Source organism: Enterococcus florum (assembly GCF_004309355.1).
In the GTDB taxonomy this organism is placed as follows: domain Bacteria; phylum Bacillota; class Bacilli; order Lactobacillales; family Enterococcaceae; genus Enterococcus_A; species Enterococcus_A florum.
The window spans coordinates 1-22,222 of sequence record NZ_BJCC01000025.1; the positions used below are offsets into that span (position 1 = coordinate 1).

The following is a 22,222-nucleotide window of genomic DNA, read 5'->3' on the forward strand; positions in this document are numbered from 1 at the left end:
AATTTCACAATCACTACTACAAAGCTGCGTAAATCACCAGACACATCAAAAAAACTACCCATCTAATCGGATGAGTAGTCCACAAAATTTTTATATTATTTCATTGTCCTATTGACGGGGTGCGCACCAACGATCGTCTTTAGCCGTTTTTCTATTATATTACATAGCGTTATTTTTATAGATTTTCTTTGGTTTAACCTTGATCTGAATGATCTGGATGATTTCCTGCAGTTCTTGCTCCGTTTCAGGAGAAATATCCAGCCATCCTCCTCGCTCCCCGCACGGATAACGGTCCGCCCATAATTTTTGAAACTTCGGGTGACACGTTCCAAGCAGCGCCTCTACTGCATCCGCTCCTTTGTCGTTGATCGAAACTGTACAGCAAAATCCATCCCTTTCAAAGAAAACATAAAATAAAAGTGTTTTTTTATGCGCATAGCGAAAGGACCAGCCATATTGATTGCCAAAAGGAAAACGCAATGTTCGAGTCAGGTCGTAACGTTCCTTCAGCAGTTGCTCCAACTGTAACAGCAGCTGCCAGCCCGCTGTGCCAAGAAAGTCCTGAATTTGTTCTAGGCTGGGCTCTTGCTTTTTATCTAGAAGTCGTTTTGAGTTTTCCATCTGATCCACCTCGTTTTCTTGTTCAGTGTAACATAAAAACCCTGACTACCTCTGTCAGGGTTTTTAAAAAAATCAATCAATTCTGGCAACGATCCCAGGTTCATCTGTGATGATGGTAATGGTTTTTTCTGCAGCCAATTCCGGGAAAACAAAAATAACGTCTGTGCCTTTTCCATTTGTTTTGATGGCCTCAAAGTCGACTTGTGCGATCTGTGTTCCCTTCGTTACTTTTTCTCCTTCCTTGACTAAAATATCCAGACCTTCTCCGTTTAGTTCCACCGTGTCGATCCCAATATGCACGAGGATTGCTACATCATTTGCATTTTTGATCGTAACGGCATGCTTGGTCGGAAAAACGCTGTCAATCACGCCTTCAATCGGTGTTTCAATCACGCCCTCAGCAGGTCGAATCGCAAAACCACGCCCCATCATCTCCTGAGAAAATACCTGATCCGCCACTTCGCTCAATGGAATGACTTCTCCTTTGACAGCCTGATAAATATCTGTTGATTTTTTCTTGTTAAATAAATTTTTGAACATGCTGTACACTCCTTATGAATAATCAATACCAGCTGTTTACCATTGTTTACCATTAACAGCTATCGCGTTATATTATACCATACTATCTGTTACTTTTTCCTCAAATAATCCACATATCCGAAAGCAAATGTTTCAATCAGGATGAAAAAGGACGAAGCCGTTTGCAGCCACCAATCCTTGGGCAATGGGCTCCGGCTGCTCGAAGCATACAGGTTATAATCCGCTCTGCCGGACAACCAGTTGTTTTGCAAGCTGGTCACTGATACAATCACTGAACGTCGAACAGAAAGGACATTCAGCACATTTTCCAAATGAGTATTTTCTCCTGATAAGGACAGGACAAAGATTATATCCTTGTCAGATAATCGCTCCACGATCCGTCGAAATTCGTTGGACTGTGCCGAGGCTGGAATCATCTGTGCCTGTTTGCCGATCAATAAAAACAAGCGTTGGAATTCGGCTGCCTGACTTTGCTGAGTGACACCTGTTGAAAGAACATAAATATTGTTGCATGTTTCAATTTTTTGATAGATATCCTGCCAGTTGGCCTCTTCCATGTATGAAAGGGTTTTTTGGACATCCAAATAAATTTGTCGTTGAAAGTCCATGTTTTGATCTAGCGTTTCTTCGTCATCCTGCCATTTGATAAAATTGCGCAGCTCTCCGAAGCCAGTAAAACCCAATTTTTGTGCAAACCGAATGACTGAGGATTTTGATGACAAGCATTCCTTCGCAAAATCTTGTGTACTCATAGAAACAAGCTCTTTGGTATGGTCTATAATGTAACTGCTCATGGATAAATCGGTTTCATTCAATTCAGAATAGTTTTGATTAACGATATCTGCAAAATGCATGCTTTTTTCTCCTTCAGATCATTTTCTCTATTGTATAAGAAAAAAGCAAATTGAAGCAAGATGAACAGTCATCTTGCTTCAATCGATTAATGCAAACGAGGCCACCACTCCTGATTGACTTCGATCATTTCATCTAAGATCTGTTTTGCGACCGCAGCACTCGGTACGGTTTTTGATAAGGTGAGCGCTTGCCATAATTTTTGATAGGACTGTTCCATATAGGCTTGTACCACCAGTTTTTCAACTGAAACCTGTTGTTCGATCATCCCTTTTTGAAATTCAGGAATGGCTCCCATACACAGCGGTTCATAGCCGCGTTTGCTGACGATACAGGGCACTTCAACCATCGCTTCTGAATCAACATTCAAAATGGCTCCTTTATTCTCAACAATCAGCAGCATCCGTTCATAGGTGTTGTAGGCCAATGCACCTGCCAACTGAACAATGAATTCTGCATGCTCTCCTGCCTCAATCGATGTGTCAACAGCAGTTTGCTTTTCAAACACTCGTTGACATTCCTCAAATATATGCTTCTCACGATTTTCCATGACCTCATTGGCTCTTGTTCGAGTCTGATCAGCATGAGCAACCACATAATCAGGATAAAGGTAATATTTCAAATAAGTATTCGGGAGGGTTTCCGGATCCACGGCGTAAACATCTTTCGCCTTTTGAAAAGTATCTAGCCAACTGGCTTCCCCCAACAACGGATTGCCTTCTTCCTCCACAGCTGCATAGCCGTAGTTTTTAACATGTTCTTTTAATTTCGGCATTAAATCATTGCCTTTTCGGTCTGTCATTTCTGTCCACCAGCCAAAATGATTCAACCCGTAGTAACGGTCCACAATTTCGTTTTCACTTTCCAAGCCTAAAATATCGGCCATCGACTTCTTGATTGCTACCGGCATATCGCAAATGTTAATGATTTTCGCATCAGGACGCAATCGTCGCGTTGCTTCTGCAACAATGGCAGCAGGATTGGAATAGTTCAACATCCAAGCTTCAGGAGAATATTGCTCCATGTAATCAATCAATTGAATGACCGCAGGAATGGAGCGCATCCCATAGGCCATTCCCCCAGGCCCGCAGGTTTCCTGTCCCACAACGCCATACTTCAAAGGAATCTTTTCATCCTGCTCTCGCATTTTCATTCCACCCACTCGAATATGGGCCATCACAAAATCAACATCACTGAATGCCTGTTTAGGATCCGTTGTCGCAGAAAATGCAATATGCGGTGCTCGCTCCTTAATGATCACTTCGCAAGCTTTTGCTACCAAGTCTTGACGTGCTTGATTCGTATCATAGAAGGTCAACCTTCGCAAAGGAAATTTTTCCTGATTTTTAATCAGCATCATCACGATGCCGGCTGTATATGTGCTGCCGCCACCGGCAATCACAACGGACTGTGCTTGTAAACTCATTTTTTCGCTCTCCTATTCTTGTATCCCTAATATTTCACAAACCCTTTCCTTAAAGGGCTGAACTCCCATACCGATAATAACTTGAATGTTGTTTCCATTCGTTACAACACCTTTAGATTGCTGAAGGCTTTCCAATACCCGTTTATCGACCTGTTCCGGATTTTTTACCGTCACCCGCAACCGAGTAAAACAGTTTGTTACCAATTCAATATTTTCCGGCCCTCCCAGTCCTTCGATCACTCGTTGTTCATCCGTTCCTGTTCCTAAAATTTGAACATCTGCTGCAGCTGTTTGAATGGTTTCTCGCCCTGGCGTTTTGATATTAAACTTCTTGATCAAAAAGACGAATGTGAAAAACCAGAGAACCCCCATCACTATGCCTACAATGATCACAAGATAAAATCGGGTTACCGATGGAGAAAAGACTGAATTAGACACCACCGTATCAATCAATCCATAAAGCATGTATGTTCGGGCTCCTAATGCCCATAATAACGTTTCAGAAATCGCGGTGATCAAACTGTGCACTAGCCAAAGAAGAGGGGATACAAATAAAAAAGTAAAATCCAAAGGCTCAGTAATTCCAGCAATTGTCCCGACAAACATGGACGGCAAAAGCATCCCCTTCACTTCTTCCTTACGCGTTTTATCTGCACAATAAATCATTGCCAACGCAATAGCGACTGAACCAAAGATTTTCGCAAAGCCAAATGTCGCAAAACGCAAGGAGGGATCCAATTGCGCAATCGAACCTGCATTTGCCATTTCCGCATAAAAAATATTTGCCGCCCCGCTGTAAACAGTTCCGTTGATCTCTGCAGTACCACCTAACGCAGTGAAACAAAAGGGCATCCACAACAGATGATGCAGGCCTGTCGGAATCAAAAAACGATTTCCAAAAGCATAAATAAATACTCCCAACAGCCCTGTTGTCAGAATTACATTGGATAAAGATGTAATCCCACCGTTAATCACTGGCCAGATATAACACAACACAACTGCTAAAATCAAAATAATCGGAATTGAAATCATAAAGGTCAGCCTAGAACCGCCATAAATACTCAAAATATCGTGAAGTTCAACATTTGAGAATCGGTTATGCAGATAACCAATCAAGCAGCCGATGATCATTCCTAAGAAGACGTTCATATCAACAACCTGAAAACCCAAGACAACTCCTTGTCCTGTGCCGAATAGGCCCATTTCCCCTGCTTCAGCAATCATTTCATTCATTGTCAACCAGGCATTGTTTGCTGCTAAAAAGATCAAGAAAGCGATCAAAGCGAGCAACCCAGCTTCAACCTTTTTCTTATCTGCCAGTGAAGAAGCGATCCCGACACAAAAAATCAAGGATAAGTTATTCAACATACTGTCCATCATCGTTTTGATCAATGTGCCCAGTGTTTGTAAAAATGAAGGCATAAAATTCAATTGCAAAATCACTGCCACAGCTAAAAACAATCCCATAACGGCCATAAATTTCACTGGTGTGATCACCGCACGCGAAAACTTCTGCATGGATTCTGTCACTTTTTCTTTCATTTGGTACCTCCTAATTTTTTTCGATACGTATCTATGACCCTAATTTACGGTGAAAAGCAGCCAATTTCAATGCTTTTCATGGTGATTGGACTAAGGTCCAGAGGTTGAAACGTCAGTTGTTTCTCTGATTCATCAACAAAAAAAGAACAGCTGATCCAACTGTTCTCTCCTTTAATGATCGATTTTCACTTTTTTTACAGCTTCCTTCGTATTCTTTAACAGCTCGATCGTCTGATCGTAATGCTTGGCCGCATACGATAGGAAAAACACATCCACCACAAATAATTGGGCCATCAACGAAACAGTGGCTGCCGCTCGCAATGGATTTTCGCCTTCATGGTCGCTGATAAGACTATAGGTAGCAATCTTCGCCAGTTTGGAATCCTCAAACGAGGTCAGCCCAATCACCTTCATTCCCCGCTCCGTTGCCAATTGCGCCAAGCGTATCGTTTCCCGCGTTTCGCCGGAATTTGAGACTCCGACAAACAGGGACCCTTGACCAACAGAGGACATCATTCCAGCCATGTGATGGTAGTCTTGATCAAACACCACGACCTTCCCCAATCGAGAAAATTTCTGGTACATATCTTGTGCTACTAAACTAGAGGCTCCAACACCATACATATAGATTGTGCGAGCATCCTCGACGAGTTCCACGCATTTTTCTACATTTTCTTCTGACAAGCAGGCTACATTTTTGTTTAGCACGTAGTCGATTCGAGCTTTGAGTTTGGTCTTAATTGTGCTGGGATTGTCTCCTTTGTCAATGTCAGTGTATACTTCTGCTTGGCGCTGCCCCATATCCGAAGACAATTGCAGCTTCAATTCGGTGAAGCCATTCAACCCGATCGATCGAGTGAAGCGGATAATCGTCGCAGGACTAGAGGCCGCTTCATGGGCCAATTGACTCGCCGTAAAGCGAATCACTTTTTCTGGCTTGGCCAAAATATATTCTGCCAGCTTTCGTTCGGATTTACTCAAGACAGGCAGTTTGTCTCGAATCAAAAATAAAATATCATCGTTCACCCAAGTCAACTCCTTTGTCCATTGCTCTTCGTACATAGTTTACAGGAAGCAATGAGATTTAGATAGAGAAAAAAGAAAAACTCCGATTGCTTCGAATCGGAGTTTTTAAAAAGGATTACGCAATTTCGCCATCGATTGCTCGTTGCGGAACACCAAACAGGTAAGTTGCAATAAAGCCGCCTGCATAGCCAGCGAGCAACCCTGCCAGGTACCCCCACCATCTGCCGTCAGCGATCAATGGGATCAAGGCAACCCCACTTGGTCCGATCGTCGTTGCACCAACGCCGCCGATCAAGCCAATCACAGCACCACCGACACCACCGCCGATACATGCTGTCACGAAAGGACGTCCTAATGGCAATGTCACCCCATAGATCAGAGGCTCGCCAATTCCTAAGATTCCTACCGGCAATGCACCCTTGATCATTTCTGTCAATTGATGATTTTTACGGCACTTAATCCAAAGTGCCAACGCAGCGCCAACCTGTCCAGCACCTGCCATAGCCAAGATCGGCAACAGCAACGTCATCCCAGACTGATCGATCATTTCTAAATGGATAGGCGTCAAAATTTGATGCAAGCCGAACATTACCATTGGTAAGAACAATGCACCTAAAGCAAAACCAGCAAAGGCACCGCCCACGTTTAAAATCGTATTGATAGCTCCGACCAACCCATTGGAAACTGCTCCCGCAAAAGGCATTAGAATGAAGATAGTGACTAATCCAATCACCAGCAATGCGATTGTTGGGGTCACAATGATATCAACTGCTTCAGGAATAATTTTGTGGAGACGTTTTTCCAATAAAGCCAGCAGCCAAACAGCAATGATAACGCCGATGATTCCCCCTTGCCCTGCAGCCAGATCTCCGCCGGTGAACAAGTTTTTTAATGGTTCCTCAACGTTCATCCCGCTCAGCGTCGTAACACCGCCGATAACCCCACCCAGAGCAGGTGATGCACCGAACTCAGTAGCTGCATTGATCCCAACATAAATCACCAAATAGCTGAACACACCATTTTTGATGATGTTCATGACCGTCACATACTGCATCCAATCGCCAGAAAGCTGACCACCAATGATCATGTTTCCTAATACTGAGGCGATCCCGCCGATGATCCCCGCGCCGACAAAGGCTGGAATCAATGGAACAAAAATATTAGAAATCGATTTTAATGCCCGCTTAAACGGAGTATTGTTATTGGTTTTGGCCTTTTGCTGCGCTTTGACCTCTGCCGCTCGCTGCTCTACTTTGGCTTTGCCGCTTAATTCTGCTGCAGCAACAGCTGGAAACTCTTCACCTAGTTTGACGCCAGCAGTTTCAACCATCTCATTGGCAACCTTATTGACTGTTCCAGGGCCAACGACCACTTGTAAAGTATCATCTTCCACCACACCCATTACACCTTCAACAGCCTTTAGCTTCTCCAGATCAACCTGGTCGTAGTCCTTGATCTCCATTCTGACTCTCGTCATACAGTGAACGATCTTGTTGACATTGCCCATTCCGCCAACATTTTCGTAGATTTCCCTAGCGATTCGTTTAATTCTGTCTTCTGCCATCTTTTCCATCTCCTATAATGTATTCTTGATAAATCCTTTGCCCTGTACCAGTTTTTCCTGTGCTTCTTCTTTGCTGCATCCCGTCAATATCATCACGATCGACAGTTTGACATTTTTCCCAGAAGCTTCAAACGCCTGAGTGGCTGCTTCGTAGGTGCACTCTGTGGCTTCCATAATGATTCGCTTGCTGCGCTCCACCAATTTTTCATTCGTGGCTTTGACATCCACCATCAAATTTTTGTACACTTTTCCAATCCCGATCATCGAAAGTGTCGAGATCATGTTTAATACTAGTTTTTGTGCTGTTCCTGATTTCAGACGAGTGGAACCAGTCAGGAACTCCGGTCCTACTTCGATTTCGATCGGGTATTTCGCATGCTTGCTGATCGCGGCATTGCCATTGCAGGACAATGACGCTGTAGAAGCGCCCACTTCTTGTGCATACGTTAGAGCACCGATCACATAAGGCGTTCGACCGCTGGCTGCGATCCCGATCACCATATCTTTATTTGATAACTGTAAATCAATCAAATCTTGTCTACCCAATTCTTGAGAATCCTCAGCCCCTTCAACAGCGACTGTCATGGCTTGCTCACCGCCAGCGATCAATCCGATCACCATGTCACTAGATACACCAAAGGTCGGTACACATTCGGCTGCGTCCAGCACACCTAAACGTCCGCTGGTTCCTGCACCAAGATAAATCAATCGTCCGCCTTGGTTAAACGCTTCAATCGTGGCTTTGACAACTGGTTCAATCGTGGATAGTTTTTGCTCAACGATCTTAGCGACCTTTTGATCTTCCTGATTCATCAGCTGAAGTGCTTCAGAAATTGATAATTCATCTAAATTCATTGTTGCTTGATTGCGTTTTTCTGTAATTAAATTTCCTAAATTGATCATTTGTTTACTCCTAAACTATTCGTTTCTTTCTTTTCTACTAATTCAAATGAAACACCGGCAGTGATCAAGTTCAACAACGGCAGATCCTCTTGACAAACCTCTGCTGCGACATTGACCTTTTCGTCTGCTGGCAGAGTCCTTTTAGCGATTTGGATCTCTCCCATGTAACGCTGATATTTTTGATTGTCTACTGTGACAGCACCAACCTGACGTGTGACTGTATTTTCAGGAAGGATTGCCTCGATGGCTCGGAATCGAGCATCTGCACTGCGGATGACATCACGGGCTTCATCTTGCCGATTTTGATGCGGTCGCAGAATCATCGAACGACAGCGGTCGCTCACTTTGTGAACCGCCAAAATTACTTTCTTTTCCAAAGAAAACTGCTGCCATTGCTGCATTGTGCAAGCACGGATTCGCGGATCACCAATATAACAATCGTCACAATAGCCCTGATTTTTTAATTCCCAGCTGGCAAACAAAGGATGTACATCTCGATGCTGCTCCAAGGTCGGCAGCCCTCGCTTTAAGGGGCCTCTTCGTTCCCCGTCTCCTGAAATAAAAGCCGTCACACGAAAATACTGCTTCAGCCATTGATTTTTTGCAGCGAACCATTCAGCATCCAAGCCGGTTTCTGGTCGCGGATAATAATTGTGCCACGCTTCAATTTTAGAAAAATCAGCCCCCAGCTCCTGCAACTCCTGTAAATCATCGGCAGTGATAGTACTGGCATTTAAACCGATTTCAATTTGATGTGTCAGTTCTGCAATCGTCTGATTCGAAATACCGTCATCCATTCGCAGACCAGTAACTCCCAGAGTGTTCAATTCTTCCACTTCTTCCAGTGAAAATCCAGCCTTTTCCAAGGCGTTTGTCGAAATATCGATCATCAGCTTCATCGATCGTTCTTTCGCTAGCGTTCCAAGTGTACGTAAACGCTCTTTGTACTTTGACGCATCGTCTTCTGGAATGTGTAAGGAAGAAAAAATTCCTGTAAATCCAGATCGATGTGCCTGGCGAATGTACTCTTCTTGTTCTGGGCTCATATCCTGATTCAAAAACACGGAAATCCCATCCATTGAATTGCAACCCCTTTCAATTACAAACACATTATAACTTTTTCGAAATAAAATTTCAACTATTTATTACATTTTTCTAATTTAAGAAATTTTGTTACAAATATGGTAGATTTTTTATACACTTAAAATACCTCTCATACTCTGTCTTTAAAGCCATTATTCGAGTATCCTCTCCAGGGAAAAGTTGAAACACGTTCACTCTTCTCTAGAGATTTTATCCGCAAACAAAAAAAGGCCTCACCCTTATTACAAGAGTAAGACCTGGCCGATACTTTATTTTGCTGTGCGGATCGTCACGAATTTGACTTCGATATATTCTTCTACACCATAGGTTCCGTTCTCACGACCAAAACCAGAATGCTTCACGCCGCCAAATGGGGTCGCCGAATTTGAGATCCCTGTGTCGTTGACTCCGACCATGCCGTATTCTAGTTTGTTGCTAACATTGTCGATCGTGTGGATATTCGTCGCAAAAAAGTACGACGCCAATCCAAAGACTGTATCGTTGGCATCCTTGATCACTTGTTCTTCATCTTCAAAAGTGATCAGTGGAATGACCGGCCCAAATGTTTCTTCATAGAAAATGTCCATGTCTTTTGTGACACCATCCAGAACAGTTGGTTCAAAGAAATTGCCGTTCGCAAAATCGCCATCAGTCATTTTGCTGCCGCCGAAAAGAATTTTTGCTCCCTTTTCAGTTGCATCCTTCATTTGCTCTTCGACCTTTTCCACGCCCTCTTGGTTGATCAAAGGACCTGTTGTTGGATCATCGAGGCCATCACCGACTGTGACTTCCTCCATGCGCTGAACGATCATATCTGTCGCTTTCTCCTTGATATCTTTGTGGATAAAGATCCGGTTAGGCGAAGTGCAAACCTGCCCATTGTTCGCAAATTTGGTTTCAATCAAGGTGTCGACTGCTGCTTCTAAATCTGCGTCTGGAAAAATAATAAACGGTGCGTGTCCGCCAAGTTCCATCGAGACCTTTTTCAAGGTTGGTGCCGCTTGTTCATTTAACGTTTGACCAACTTCAGTTGACCCAGTAAAGGTAATTTTACGCACATCATCTGATTCTGAAAGCATTTTTCCGATGGTTGAAGCTTCACCTAAAACGATGTTTACAACACCCTCCGGCAATCCTGCTTTATCAAATAGCTCCATCAAAGCCAACGCCGAGAATGGTGTTTCCTCTGCTGGCTTCAAAATGACTGTACAACCAGCTGCAATTGCAGGAGAAATTTTTCGAACAATCATGTTCGATGGGAAGTTCCATGGTGTGATCGCTCCAACAACTCCGACTGGCTGTTTGCGGACTTGCCATTGATTCGTATCTGGTGAAGGAATAATGTCACCGATGATGCGTTGTCCTTCAGCAGCATTCCAGCGCAGGTTTTCTACGTTGGTTTGAATTTCGCCTTTTGCCTGGCTTAAGGGTTTGCCTTGTTCCATCGTCATGATGGTCGCCAAACGTTCCGCGTCCTCTTCGACTAAATCAGCCATTTTATTCATTACTTTTGCGCGTTCGGAAGGGGCCATAGTCGACCATTTCGGAAAGGCTGCTTTTGCAGCATCAATCGCTTCCTGCGTTTCTTTTTCTCCACCTAAGTGGATCTCCGCCAAGGTTTCCCCTGTTGCAGGATTTGTAACGGGTGCTTTGCCTTCTGAGCCGTCTACCCATTTGCCATTAATATAGAGGCGAGTTTCGACTTTAGGAAATTCATGTTTTGCCATTGGTCCAGTTCCTCCTTATTTTTGGTACATTTTTACCCTAACATGGATAAAATCAAAGCTCAAAAAATACGCTTTTATTCAGGATGTTTTGCAGAATGTTGGTAAAAACTTAGAAAAATTAAAGGTGCTTCTGCTTATAAAATCACAGATTTTACCATCTGACGGATTCCAATCTCTTCTTTAAACAGTACCGTTGCGATTATTGAGCATACACAAAAAGACTGCCCTCTATCGAAGGCAGTTTACCTAGCTATTCTTCTGGATTTTTGATGCTGCTAGGATCAATTCCAAGGGCTTCGCACATGTCCTCGTTAACGTAAAACTCAAGATTTTTTGAATCTTCAACAGGCATTTCTGCTGGGGTTGCCTCTCCGCGTAAAATTTTAGCGGCCATTTTACCAGTTTGAACGCCTAATTCTTCGTAATTGATCCCGATGGTTGCTACCCCGGCTTCTTTCACATCATTGATTGCTCCAGCAACCAATGGCACCTTTTTTTCTTTCATCACATCGCCCACGATCGTTTTGGCACTGGCAAAAGTATTGTCCGTTGGCAGGTAAATGCCATCGACTTCTTCCGCTACTGTTTGTGAAACCTGCTGAACGTCGTTAGTGCTGGTCACCGTTCGGATCACGGGTTCGATCCCTGCTTTTTTTAATTCTTTCTCTGCAATATCTGCCTGGATCTTGGAATTGATTTCTCCGGAATTGTACATGATCCCAACTTTTTTTGCATTTGGCACGATCGATAAAAGCAATTTGATTTGCTTGGCAACTGGCGACATGTTAGTCGTTCCAGTCACATTTCCACCAGGTTTTTCGTAGCTATCAACCAATTTTGCGTCCTTTAGATCAGTCACGCAAGTCACCACAATAGGAATATCCTGCGTCGCTGTCAACAGCGATTGTCCAGCGACGGTAGTTACTCCTAATAAAAGGTCCGGCTTTTCCTTGACTAATTTTTCACTGATGCTCTTTAAATTATCTTGACTGCCTTGGGCGTTTTGGTAATCGATCTTCAGATTTTCCCCGTCTACAAATCCTTCCTCTTCCAAACCTTTGACAAATCCAGAGTAAGAGTCGTCCAAGGATTCATGCTGGACAAATTGCAACGCTCCAACTGTTTTGACCTCGTCTTCTTCGGCGGAACCATCCTTTCCGCACGCTCCAAACACCAACAAACTAAGTAAGCCAATTCCCAATACCATTTTCTTTTTCATCTGTTTTTCTTCCCTTCAAATTAAAAATCACCCACTCAGATAATCCAAGTGGGTGAAGGAAAGTCGAAAAGGATACGATTTCTAGTCAGTCAGCCACTCGAATTCTCTACGTGGCTGGTGACGCATCAAAACCTGCTAGCCATCATAGATACAAACCTGGTCGTTTGTATCCTGATGAATACAAACGTATCTAATAATAGCTAACGTAATAACGATTATTCAGTTGTTGTTTATTTAAATGAGTCATGGTAAAACCCTCCAACTGATAAGTTGCACTTAGTATACCTCAATAAAAATGAAATGTAAATGAGAGTTTTTATTTTTTTATAATCAAAAAGCTTTGTCAATTTTATTCAATAGTTTGACTACTGACTGTGGCGTTTTGTTTGCCAAGATAATCCGCCAGTCTTTTGGGATCGCACCTGGATAGTGTGTGATCTAGTTCAAACTACGCGCTTGAATCCTAGTCCATTCTACTGTTTTCAATTGCTCCAAAACGTACTCTATTATACCCCAGCCAAAACGTTTTTTTTCTGAAACACGATTTGTCCCAGCAGTAGATTGAATGTATTTCCTGAATGCAACAGTCTAAAGCGTAAGCACCAACAACCACTGATTCTAGCGTTAAGACTGCTTTTTCTTCTGGGTTCTTTCATCGTAGGTGGCTCAGAATTTCAATTCCGCTAAGCCAACACCTTTCCTTCTGGGAATCCTTTGCGAAATAGTTTTTGAACGATCGGACCAGCGATCAATAATTGAAAAGGCAGTGCCATGATCAAATTCTTTGGAACATTCAAAGCCCAAATTATTGGCAGACGGGTCCATTCTCCACTATGAAAACAGGCCTCCAGCCCGCCGTACAAAGACATGAAAAAGACCATTGGCAGTACCATACATGAGGAGACCATCACTCGCTTCATCGTTGGACTGCTGGCAGGCTTGATCAAGTAACGGAAGGCAACTCCCTTGGCATATTTTGATACGATGAACCAATCTAAACACATCGCAACCACGTATACTAAAGGCAGGCCCAGCCAGCTTTGTCTCACTACTTCAATGGAAAAACCGCCCTGCAGCAAAGCAACATTGTACATACTCATCCATAGCACCATTAAAAAACACATCATAATTGTGTAGATTAAGCTTTCTCTTTTATTCGTTGGCATTTCTTTTCCTCCTATTACGCAGACACAAAAAAAGCAGAGGTCGTAAAAAACTCGTTACAACCTCCACCTGCACTCTCTGGTGTACATCCTCACTGCGTTTTATGTCTATTTTTTATTCGAAGTTTAGTATACCTGAAAAAAGAAAAGCATGTAAGATTTTTTTGAAATTTTTCTCGCCTTTTTAAATTGCATCTTTACCGATGATGCATCCTCCTTTAAAACAGCATTTCGTTCCTCGATATTTTTTACCCCTGTGTATACATTCCACAGCTGCCTCTTTGCCTTTTTTGACGCAGCTTTCTACGCCCTCCGCCCAAGCTGCTCTTTCGTATAGTACGCCGTTAAATGTTGACCCAGCTCCGTTGGCAAAACGCAAGGTTTCTTGGGACAATTCTGCCATGACTCCTGCACTCAAAAAAGGAAAAGGCAACTCGGTGTCTTCAGCCTGTTCTTTGAAATACGAGGCAGCTTGCTCTTTAGTGAATATGACATCACCCGCTGCATAACCTTCCACATAAGTCCTATTGACCGGTACTTCGACTTTCATCACATTTACACCATAACGCGGATCAGAAAATTCTTTCATCATCACATTGACTTTGTGCTGATCACTGGCTTTTTCTACTGATCTTCATCTGGTATACACGAGAAATAAAAAGGCGCAATGCCGTTTATGCAACAAAAAAGCTCCCAAAGATTAAAAAGCGAACTCGTTACCCGAACGAGTTCGCTTCATTTCGATTTATTCTGCTTCTGCTTCTCGCAGGGTTCGCTCTTTAATTGACTTGTCGATCAGCCACTCGCCGACCCCGACAGCCAATCCAACACCCACAACCAAGAAGAGCACGTAGGAAACGGGGTCTTCCCCTTCTGGCGGTAAAAAGAAGAAAATTGTACTGAAAGCAAAGAAGATAAATTGTACACCGGATACCAATTTTCCGATCCCGTCACCGCCAGGAATTCGAAACGGCCGTTCGATCTCTGGATCTTTCTTTCGCAAAGTAATAAATGCGAAGGACAAGATGAGGTACGGCAAAAAGAAAATAATTGACGTAAATGAAAGCAGCGTCCAAAACAGATTGGCATTACTTGATGAGATGAACCCATAAAAGATCAATAGCGCAGTAGAGGACAAGCCTAAAAGGATAGCCGATCCAATCGGTGCATGGACCTTGTTAGTTTTCGCAAAAATTTTAGGCAGCTCCCCTTCCAAGCCTGCCTCCAAAGCCGCTTTGTTTCCCCCTAAAGCCCAGCTGAAAATGTACCCTAAAAAGGCAATAAATGAAATCACTCCTACAATAGTCACTACGCCTCGTCCAAAAACAGTGCCGAATGCAGTAAACAGGCCCGAATCTGGATCGATCTGGTCGACTGGCAAAATTACCAGAATAGCCATTGCAGCAATAATATAAAGAACGATCGTACAAATCCCGCTGGAGAATACTGCTTTTGGTACATTTTTACTTGGATTTTCCATCTCCCCTGCCGAACAGCTGATCAAGTCATAGCCGGTCAAGGCATACACGTAAACCGGGACCAACGAAAAGAAGCTCAAGTCAAAGGTAGGGATGATCGTGTCCATCGTAAAGCTGGTTTGCGAGCCAGTAGTGGTCAAGACAATAACTGCGCCTATGATCAAAGCTAGACAAGCCAATAGCTTGCAAATAGTACTCAGCATTGTCAGCCATTTGGCGTCTTGTAGATCAATACAGTTAAATGCCACTACGAACCATGTACAAATAATACAGAAAATCACCATGCCCCAAACCGATAAATCAGGAAAGAACAGCATTTGCAGCACCGAACCCATTACCACTAGCGTGGAAGGAATAAATCCAGCAACATTCACCCAATACCACCACGTTGTTCGAGCCGCCCATCGATCGCCGTACGCTCGTTTGATCCAAACATAGATCCCGCCTTGATCAGGATAAGTCGACCCCAGCTCCGCACAAATCAAGCCATGCGAGAGGAAAAAGGTCAAGCCTAAAACAATAAAACAAAAGATCAGCGAGGGCCCCATTGAAGCTTGTGAGGCAATCAGCTCCAATGAGAATACCGCCGCAAAGGATAAGGAAACGATGTCGATAAAACCTAACTTTTTCACATTTTCCATCGTCTTTCAACGTCCTTTCTAGTTCAGCTTTTGATCAAGGAATGCCCGCATTTTACCTTCATAGTAGGCTTTCGTTTGATCATCCGCACGTTTTAATCGTGGATATAAATACCAAGCTAGGAGGCCGCGCTGCACATGAAGCCGATTCTCTGCCTCTTGGAAAACCACCGACCGTGTCGGATGATCAAGTACCTCGCTGGTGATTTCTACTTCACGGTTGGCAGGCAAACAGTGCATTGCCTTGCAATGATCCGGCGCCATTTCCAGCATTTCCATGTTCAATTGATACCGTGGATAGAAGGCCGCTGTTCGTTCTTCTTTTTCATCCTCGTATCCATAATAATACCAAACATCAGGAATAATGAAATCTGCATTTTTGACAGCTTCTTCCACATTTTCAGTAACGGTCAAAGTGCCACCGGTCTGTGCCATTTTGGCTTCTACCTTATCGATTTCTGCTTGACTGATCGAATATTTTTTCGGTGAAGCGATCGTGTAGTTCAGTCCTAAAGAAGCTGATAAATGCGCATGTTCCATTGCCATGATGCCATTTTCGCCAGAATCTCCAACAAAAACAATATTGATGTCCTCCAGTGCTTTTCCTGGTGGCAGATGTTCCATCATAGTTAAGACATCTGCCAAGCCTTGTGTTGGATGGATGTAATACGTCATGGCATTGAAAACAGGGACAGATGCATTTTCAGCTAGTTTTAATACCAGCTCATGGTCTTCGGTCCTCAACATGATACCATCACACATACTCGAAAGCACTTGAGCAGTGTCTTTGATGGCTTCATGAGAACCAAAGTGGATCTCACCCGGCTTCAAATATAACGCATGGCCGCCTAATTCCGCCATCGCTGTCTCAAAGGATACCCTCGTCCGAGTTGATGGTTCTTCGAAAATCATCGCCAAAGTGGCACCTTTCAACAATTGCGGAACAGCATTTTGATACGCTGCTTCTTTCAATTGAACGATGGTGGACAAAATGTCGCGAATTTCACTTTGGGACAAATCATAATTGTCTAAAAAATGCTTCGTTGGGTAATTTTTGTTGTGAGATAATTTCATGTCTACAATCCTCCAGTTTATTGAATCCTCTGTTTCTTCGCCAAAACATCTACGCTATAATAAAAGGGAAGAAAGCGGGTGACCCTTTGACAAAGAATTTTTATACTTCTGCTAATCAGCATTTGCCGAAATTGAATGAATCTGAGAAACGCATTTTTCAATATGTCTTGAATCATTATGACGCTGTGAAAGAATACAGTATTCGTCAATTGGCGAAAAAATGTTATGTCTCTTCGGCCACGATCTTTCGCTTTACCAAAAAACTCGGTTTCAACGGGTACAGCGATTTTATCGACAGCTTATCTGCAACTCCTGAGACGCTGCAAACGATCCCCCATTCGATCAAGCAGAAAGACTACAAGGAAGAGTACTTAAAAAATATCAGCGAATCTGTCCGGGTAGCCAATTTGGAACGTATGGAGCAATTTGATCAACTGCTGGAAAATGATCCAGTCATTTATTTGATCGGCGAAGAATTAGATCTGCAGGCCTTGCATTATGTGCATTGGCTTTTTACTGCCCAAGGCTTTCGATCCATTTTAGTGTCTGATCAAGCTGCGATTCGCAATACTCTCAATACTATCAGCGACAACGATATTCTGTTTGCCTTTGCTTATACAGGCGACAGTCCAAAAATCATCGAAATGATCGAAGGGGTCAAACAACACTCGCAGGCAACGGTCGTCACCTTTACCCGCGCAGTGACTAATGTTGTTCAAAATTTGTGCGACATCGATTTTTACATTTTTACCGATGAGATCGTATACGATAGTCTCGATATGACGTCACGGATCTCGATGATCGCCATCATTGAGCTGCTGCTTTATCAGCGCATCAAACGTTCGATCACGAATGAATAATCGTTCCAGCTTCTGCTGTGATTGCCTGAGCCACCTGCTCTAGATCGGCAATGATGGCAGTTTTTTGTTTGCCGCTGCTAACGAATTCACATGCTGCCTGAACCTTCGGCAGCATACTGCCTGCCGGAAATTGATTATCCGCCATGTGCTGCTCCATTTCGTCTAAAGAAACTTTTTTCAGGGCCGTTTGGCTTTCTTTGCCGAAATTGATATATACATGATCCACCGCAGTCAGAATAATGAACATATCTGCATCAATTAGGCTGGCCATTTTGGAGGCTGCAAAATCTTTGTCGATCACGGCATCCACTCCCTCATAGCGTGTCCCGTGATAAACGACCGGGATGCCTCCGCCACCGCAGGCGATTACAACTTGCCCAGCATCTACCAAGGTCTGCAAACTGATTTTTTCGTAAATATCGATCGGTCTAGGAGAAGGAACCACTCGCCGCCAGCCTCTGCCAGAATCCTCGTGGTAGATTTCGCCTGTTTGATCCATCAATTTTTTAGCTGCTTCTTCGGTATAGTAACCGCCGATTGGTTTGGTCGGGTGTTTAAATGCCGGGTCATCACCATCGACCACGACCTGCGTCAGCATCGTAATAACGGGTGTTTCATTGATGTTGCGGCTGACCAGCTCTTCATCGATCGCCTGCTGCAAATGATAGCCGATGTACCCTTGGCTCATTGCGATGCATTCAGCGAAAGGCATGATTTCTTTCCCAGCTTCGGCTGCTTTTTCAAAAGCTAAACGAATTTGTCCCACTTGTGGACCATTGCCGTGAGCAATCACGACTTTATGCCCCTGTTCGATCAAATCAGCGATCGATTTAGCGGCTAGCTGCGCGCGGGAAAGCTGTTCGTTCGCCGAATTTCCCAATGCATTGCCGCCTAGTGCTACAACGATTTTTGCCATATGTCTTCCCACCTACTCTAAAGTTTCCAAAAAGGTCTCCAATTTCTCTTTGGCTGCTAATTGTTCGTACTCGCTGCCGTCCTGCTGATACTTCGTTAAATAGACCAAGAGACCTCTCATGGCAGTCAATCGATTTTCTGCCTCATCAAAGGCCAGCGAGATTGCTGAATCCAACACTTCATCCGTCACTTCTTCTCCTCTGGTCGCCGGTAAACAGTGTAAAAACTTCACACCAAGGCTGCATTGCTCTAACAACTCTCGATTCACTTGATATTTTGGCATGAAAACTTGATGTCTTTCTTCTGGAGATAATTCACTTTCGTACAATCCATACCAAACATCGGTGTAAACAAAATCTGTGACTGGCAAGGCTTTTTCCGGATCATCGGTCACTAACCAGCTGCCGCCGTTTTCCTGCACATTTTTCTCCATGATTTGCTTGTGTTTTTCCCTTAACTGGTACCCTTCTGGACCAAAATGAACAAAGTGCATGCCCAATTTGGTCGTGATATATCCTAATGACGCACACACCTGTGTGGCATCACCGACGAACGTTACTTTGATGTCCTCCAACTGTTTGCCCGCTGGCATGTTTTCTACGATTGTACAAAGGTCCCCGATTTCTTGGGTCGGATGGTTATAATCGCTCATAGCATTGATAACTGGCACCGTCGAGCTGTTGGCTAGATCTACCACTGTTTGATGTTCGATCACGCGTGCCATCACAACATCCACCAACCGTGAGATCACCTTTCCAGTGTCTTCGATGGTCTCGTGTCCTCCAAGTTGGATCATTCCCGGACCGAGATACTGAGCATGGCCGCCCAGCTGTTCCATGGCGGTTTCAAAGGAGACCCGAGTGCGAGTTGAGCTTTGCTGAAAAATCATGCCTAAAGTTTTGCGCCGCATAAGTGGCGGATAATACCCTTTTTTGACGCAGTCCTTAATCAATAAAGACAGGTTGATGATGTCAAGCAATTCCTTTTTTGAAAAATCATTGGTATCGATAAAATGCTTCATGCTGTTTTCTCCTATCCTTTTGGCTGTTGTTGGGTAATGCAGTGGATGTTTCCGCCACCGTAAACGATTTGTCTTGTTTGTACACCTACGATTTCTCGATCAGGGAACATTTCTTGCAGCTGCTCTAAAGCCAATGCATCATTTTTATCACCATATTGTGGAGCAATGATCGCACCGTTGGTAATCAGGAAGTTCATATAGGAAGTAATGCAGATATCATCTGCGTGTCTTGGAATACTGCCTGCGATACTGTCCACTTCGTATTCTGCGCCATATGTGACCGGATCAATCGTCGTACATAATTTGTGAACAATTAGTTTTCGGCCCTTTGCGTCTGTTTGGCTGCTCAAGAAGTCATACGTTTCTTTGGCAACATCGTAGAATGGATGGTCTTGGTCTTCCGTGTAGATACACGCCACTTCTCCAGGTCGAACGAAGCAAGCAACATCGTCAATATGTCCATTGGTTTCATCTGGGTCAATTCCATCCTTCACCCAAATCACTTTTTCGACATTTAAATATTCCTTCAGCATATCTTCGATTTCTTCACGATTCAGATGCGGGTTGCGTCCTTCAGAGAGCAAACACATTTCGGTCACCATAACAGTCCCTTCGCCATCTACATGAATCGATCCGCCCTCTAGGACAAATTCTGGGGTATGGTAGGTATCCACATACTCGATCTCACAAACCTTTTGCGCTACTTTTTGGTCATAATGCCAAGGGAAATACAAGCCGTCGACCAGCCCGCCCCACGCATTGAAATCCCAATCTACTGCCCGAACATCTCCTTGGTCATTGACGACAAAAGTTGGTCCACAGTCCCGCATCCAGGCATCATCTGTTGTGACCTCAACCACACGAATATCGTCGGATAGACTGTTGCGGCAATGTTCGAATTGTCCAGCAGATACGCACATTGTCACAGGTACAAATTTGCGAATTGCCTGAGCAACCTCTACAAAGGCTTTTTGGGCATCTTTGCCTCCATGCTGCCAATTATCTGGTCTTTCGGGCCAGATCATCCATATTTGCTTTTGCGGTTCAAACTCTCCCGGCATCCGAAAGCCATCTTTTTTTGGTGTTGAATCAAGTCTTCTTGCCATTTTACTTACACTCCTTTATTTTTATGCATCGATAGCCGATACTTTTTGCTGTTTGATCGCTTGGTGGATCAGCACTTCTCCGCATCCGATCGACAATAATAGCCCGATCACTAAACTGCCGACATACAGTGTCGGATTTTCCCCTTCAGGCGGCAGTAAAAATGAAATACTGCCGAACAATAAAAAGGCAAAATGAACAATCGTTACCAGATACGCTGCCGGTTTTCCAAAAGGTACTTTGAACGGCCGCTCCGTTTCTGGATCGATCTTCCGCAGCTTCAAGAAGGTGAAGCTCATCACAAGATACGGTAAAAAGAAAATGATCGAGGTAAAAGCCAATAGTGTCCAAAACAAATTCTCGCTTGTACTGGCGGTAATGCCGTAGAAGATCAGTAATCCTGTTGATACGATCCCTAATAAAACCGCTGATCCAACAGGGGCATAAACCTGATTGGTCTTCGCAAAAATCTTTGGCAACTCGCCACTTTCTCCTGCTTCTAAAGCAACCTTATTGCCTCCCAGCGCCCACCCAAAAACATAGCCGAGAAAGCCAACAAAGGTCACCATGCCGATCAGATTCACTAAAAACTTGCTGCCGAACATCGCAACAATCGTATCAAACAACCCTGATGTTTCACTGATACTACCGGCTGGCAAAACGATTAATATGGCTGTGGCTGATAAAATATAGAAAAAGATCGTGAAAAAGCCGCTTAGGAAAACCGTTTTTGGAACATTTTTACTGGGATTTTCCATCTCACCCGCCGAACAGCTAATTAAATCAAAGCCTGTAACACTGTAAACATAAACAGGAATCAAAACAACAAAGCTCATGTTCAATTCAGGGATCAAATCCCGCCCGCTAAAATTGTTGACTGCCCCATTTTTAAAAATAAAGTACAAGCTGCCAATGAATAATACCAATGTGACTGTGATTTTACTGATGGAGCTGATGATCGGGAGCCACTTTGCCTTCTGCAGATCAATGCAGTTGAATAAAACAATAAACCAGACGCACAAGATACAGATGATCACGATACCCCACACTGACAGATCAGGCAAAAACATTTCCTTCAAAATCGAGACCATCACGACTGCTGTGGCTGGAATAAACCCCGCGACATTCAGCCAATACCACCAGGTGGTTCGCGCTGCCCAACGATCGCCATAAGCTTTTTTTACCCAAACATAAATGCCCCCCTGATCCGGATAAGCAGCCCCCAGCTCTGCACAGATCAATCCATGGCAGAGAAAATAGGTCAGACCAATGAACACAAAATTAAAAATCAGCGATGGTCCCAGCTTGGCCTGTGACGAGATCAGCTCCAGTGAAAATACGGAAGAAAAGGCCAAAGCCAAAATATCAAAAAAGCGCAATTTTTTCTTCATTTGTATTATCCCTTCTTTCTTTTGTAAGCGTTTCCTTTGGCTGATTTAAACATACCGCTCTTCTCCTTGCTCGTC

19 protein-coding genes and 1 pseudogene are annotated in these 22,222 nt (G+C 43.7%); 1 reads left to right on the forward strand and 19 read right to left on the reverse strand.

The features are described 5' to 3' along the window. Positions 1-159: 159 nt before the first annotated feature. The 15 genes and pseudogenes from NRIC_RS14010 to argF all read right to left on the reverse strand — a co-directional run bounded on the left by NRIC_RS14010 (position 160) and on the right by argF (position 16,856). Positions 160-621, reverse strand: coding sequence for a DUF3788 family protein (locus NRIC_RS14010; protein WP_146623332.1), 462 nt, complete (start codon positions 619-621; stop codon positions 160-162). 72 nt (positions 622-693) lie between these two features. Beyond that, positions 694-1,161: a PTS sugar transporter subunit IIA gene (locus NRIC_RS14015; protein ID WP_146623333.1), complete on the reverse strand. Its 468-nt coding sequence runs from the start codon at positions 1,159-1,161 to the stop codon at positions 694-696. A gap of 89 nt (positions 1,162-1,250) precedes the next feature. After that, positions 1,251-2,015 carry a MurR/RpiR family transcriptional regulator gene (locus NRIC_RS14020; protein ID WP_146623334.1) on the reverse strand — a complete coding sequence of 255 codons (765 nt, stop codon included), beginning with the start codon at positions 2,013-2,015 and terminating at the stop codon, positions 1,251-1,253. A gap of 86 nt (positions 2,016-2,101) precedes the next feature. Next, positions 2,102-3,439: a 6-phospho-alpha-glucosidase gene (locus NRIC_RS14025; protein ID WP_146623335.1), complete on the reverse strand. Its 1,338-nt coding sequence runs from the start codon at positions 3,437-3,439 to the stop codon at positions 2,102-2,104. Positions 3,440-3,451: 12 nt separating this feature from the next. Beyond that, positions 3,452-4,981 (reverse strand): PTS transporter subunit EIIC, encoded by a 1,530-nt coding sequence (locus tag NRIC_RS14030; RefSeq protein WP_146623336.1) that lies wholly within the window; start codon positions 4,979-4,981, stop codon positions 3,452-3,454. A 171-nt stretch (positions 4,982-5,152) separates the two neighbouring features. Continuing rightward, positions 5,153-6,007: a MurR/RpiR family transcriptional regulator gene (locus NRIC_RS14035; RefSeq protein ID WP_175580111.1), complete on the reverse strand. Its 855-nt coding sequence runs from the start codon at positions 6,005-6,007 to the stop codon at positions 5,153-5,155. A gap of 115 nt (positions 6,008-6,122) precedes the next feature. Further along, entirely contained in the window at positions 6,123-7,571 is a 1,449-nt protein-coding gene (locus NRIC_RS14040; protein WP_146623338.1) for a PTS transporter subunit EIIC, read from the reverse strand. Positions 7,572-7,583: 12 nt separating this feature from the next. Then, on the reverse strand, positions 7,584-8,471 hold the full coding sequence (gene murQ, locus NRIC_RS14045; protein ID WP_175580116.1) for an N-acetylmuramic acid 6-phosphate etherase: 888 nt from the start codon (positions 8,469-8,471) through the stop codon (positions 7,584-7,586). Next, positions 8,471-9,553 (reverse strand): DUF871 domain-containing protein, encoded by a 1,083-nt coding sequence (locus tag NRIC_RS14050; protein WP_146623340.1) that lies wholly within the window; start codon positions 9,551-9,553, stop codon positions 8,471-8,473. Before NRIC_RS14050 ends, murQ begins: the two co-directional genes overlap by 1 nt. Before the next feature lie 273 nt (positions 9,554-9,826). Further along, the gene (locus tag NRIC_RS14055; protein ID WP_146623341.1) at positions 9,827-11,284 is read right to left on the reverse strand and encodes an NAD-dependent succinate-semialdehyde dehydrogenase; all 1,458 of its coding nucleotides are present in this window, start codon (positions 11,282-11,284) and stop codon (positions 9,827-9,829) included. A 250-nt stretch (positions 11,285-11,534) separates the two neighbouring features. Beyond that, positions 11,535-12,503: an ABC transporter substrate-binding protein gene (locus tag NRIC_RS14060; protein ID WP_146623342.1), complete on the reverse strand. Its 969-nt coding sequence runs from the start codon at positions 12,501-12,503 to the stop codon at positions 11,535-11,537. Positions 12,504-13,186: 683 nt separating this feature from the next. Then, complete coding sequence (locus NRIC_RS14065; RefSeq protein WP_146623343.1) at positions 13,187-13,669, reverse strand: DUF2798 domain-containing protein; 483 nt, start codon at positions 13,667-13,669, stop codon at positions 13,187-13,189. A gap of 123 nt (positions 13,670-13,792) precedes the next feature. Beyond that, a pseudogene (locus NRIC_RS14070) lies at positions 13,793-14,273 on the reverse strand (beta/alpha barrel domain-containing protein); the annotation flags it as partial. A gap of 138 nt (positions 14,274-14,411) precedes the next feature. Continuing rightward, the gene (locus NRIC_RS14075; protein WP_146623344.1) at positions 14,412-15,785 is read right to left on the reverse strand and encodes an APC family permease; all 1,374 of its coding nucleotides are present in this window, start codon (positions 15,783-15,785) and stop codon (positions 14,412-14,414) included. A gap of 18 nt (positions 15,786-15,803) precedes the next feature. Beyond that, a complete protein-coding gene (argF, locus tag NRIC_RS14080) occupies positions 15,804-16,856 on the reverse strand; it encodes an ornithine carbamoyltransferase (protein ID WP_146623345.1) in 1,053 nt (350 codons plus the stop codon). An 86-nt stretch (positions 16,857-16,942) separates the two neighbouring features. Here argF and NRIC_RS14085 point away from each other — a divergent pair, with 86 nt between their 5' ends. Then, entirely contained in the window at positions 16,943-17,716 is a 774-nt protein-coding gene (locus NRIC_RS14085; RefSeq protein ID WP_146623346.1) for a MurR/RpiR family transcriptional regulator, read from the forward strand. Here the strand turns inward: NRIC_RS14085 and arcC are convergent. From arcC to NRIC_RS14105, 4 genes are read right to left on the reverse strand one after another with little or no spacing between them, the layout of a single operon-like run. Next, the gene (gene arcC / locus NRIC_RS14090) at positions 17,703-18,632 is read right to left on the reverse strand and encodes a carbamate kinase (RefSeq protein WP_146623347.1); all 930 of its coding nucleotides are present in this window, start codon (positions 18,630-18,632) and stop codon (positions 17,703-17,705) included. The two genes, NRIC_RS14085 and arcC, sit on opposite strands and share 14 nt — an antisense overlap. 12 nt (positions 18,633-18,644) lie before the next feature. Beyond that, positions 18,645-19,652: a putrescine carbamoyltransferase gene (ptcA, locus tag NRIC_RS14095; RefSeq protein ID WP_146623348.1), complete on the reverse strand. Its 1,008-nt coding sequence runs from the start codon at positions 19,650-19,652 to the stop codon at positions 18,645-18,647. Between the two features lie 11 nt (positions 19,653-19,663). Then, entirely contained in the window at positions 19,664-20,758 is a 1,095-nt protein-coding gene (aguA, locus tag NRIC_RS14100) for an agmatine deiminase (RefSeq protein ID WP_146623349.1), read from the reverse strand. A gap of 21 nt (positions 20,759-20,779) precedes the next feature. Beyond that, complete coding sequence (locus NRIC_RS14105) at positions 20,780-22,147, reverse strand: APC family permease (protein ID WP_227873813.1); 1,368 nt, start codon at positions 22,145-22,147, stop codon at positions 20,780-20,782. Positions 22,148-22,222 lie beyond the last annotated feature (75 nt).

Excerpts from the sequence above, each read along its gene's own strand:
- NRIC_RS14040 (WP_146623338.1), bottom strand. The coding sequence starts at position 7,571 with ATGGCAGAAGACAGAATTAAACGAATCGCTAGGGAAATCTACGAAAAT.
- NRIC_RS14025 (WP_146623335.1), bottom strand. The coding sequence starts at position 3,439 with ATGAGTTTACAAGCACAGTCCGTTGTGATTGCCGGTGGCGGCAGCACA.
- NRIC_RS14060 (WP_146623342.1), bottom strand. The coding sequence starts at position 12,503 with ATGAAAAAGAAAATGGTATTGGGAATTGGCTTACTTAGTTTGTTGGTG.
- NRIC_RS14105 (WP_227873813.1), bottom strand. The coding sequence starts at position 22,147 with ATGAAGAAAAAATTGCGCTTTTTTGATATTTTGGCTTTGGCCTTTTCT.
- ptcA (WP_146623348.1), bottom strand. The coding sequence starts at position 19,652 with ATGAAGCATTTTATCGATACCAATGATTTTTCAAAAAAGGAATTGCTT.
- aguA (WP_146623349.1), bottom strand. The coding sequence starts at position 20,758 with ATGGCAAGAAGACTTGATTCAACACCAAAAAAAGATGGCTTTCGGATG.
- NRIC_RS14020 (WP_146623334.1), bottom strand. The coding sequence starts at position 2,015 with ATGCATTTTGCAGATATCGTTAATCAAAACTATTCTGAATTGAATGAA.
- NRIC_RS14015 (WP_146623333.1), bottom strand. The coding sequence starts at position 1,161 with ATGTTCAAAAATTTATTTAACAAGAAAAAATCAACAGATATTTATCAG.
- arcC (WP_146623347.1), bottom strand. The coding sequence starts at position 18,632 with ATGGCAAAAATCGTTGTAGCACTAGGCGGCAATGCATTGGGAAATTCG.
- NRIC_RS14065 (WP_146623343.1), bottom strand. The coding sequence starts at position 13,669 with ATGCCAACGAATAAAAGAGAAAGCTTAATCTACACAATTATGATGTGT.
- NRIC_RS14010 (WP_146623332.1), bottom strand. The coding sequence starts at position 621 with ATGGAAAACTCAAAACGACTTCTAGATAAAAAGCAAGAGCCCAGCCTA.
- NRIC_RS14075 (WP_146623344.1), bottom strand. The coding sequence starts at position 15,785 with ATGGAAAATGTGAAAAAGTTAGGTTTTATCGACATCGTTTCCTTATCC.
- argF (WP_146623345.1), bottom strand. The coding sequence starts at position 16,856 with ATGAAATTATCTCACAACAAAAATTACCCAACGAAGCATTTTTTAGAC.
- NRIC_RS14055 (WP_146623341.1), bottom strand. The coding sequence starts at position 11,284 with ATGGCAAAACATGAATTTCCTAAAGTCGAAACTCGCCTCTATATTAAT.
- NRIC_RS14050 (WP_146623340.1), bottom strand. The coding sequence starts at position 9,553 with ATGGATGGGATTTCCGTGTTTTTGAATCAGGATATGAGCCCAGAACAA.
- NRIC_RS14030 (WP_146623336.1), bottom strand. The coding sequence starts at position 4,981 with ATGAAAGAAAAAGTGACAGAATCCATGCAGAAGTTTTCGCGTGCGGTG.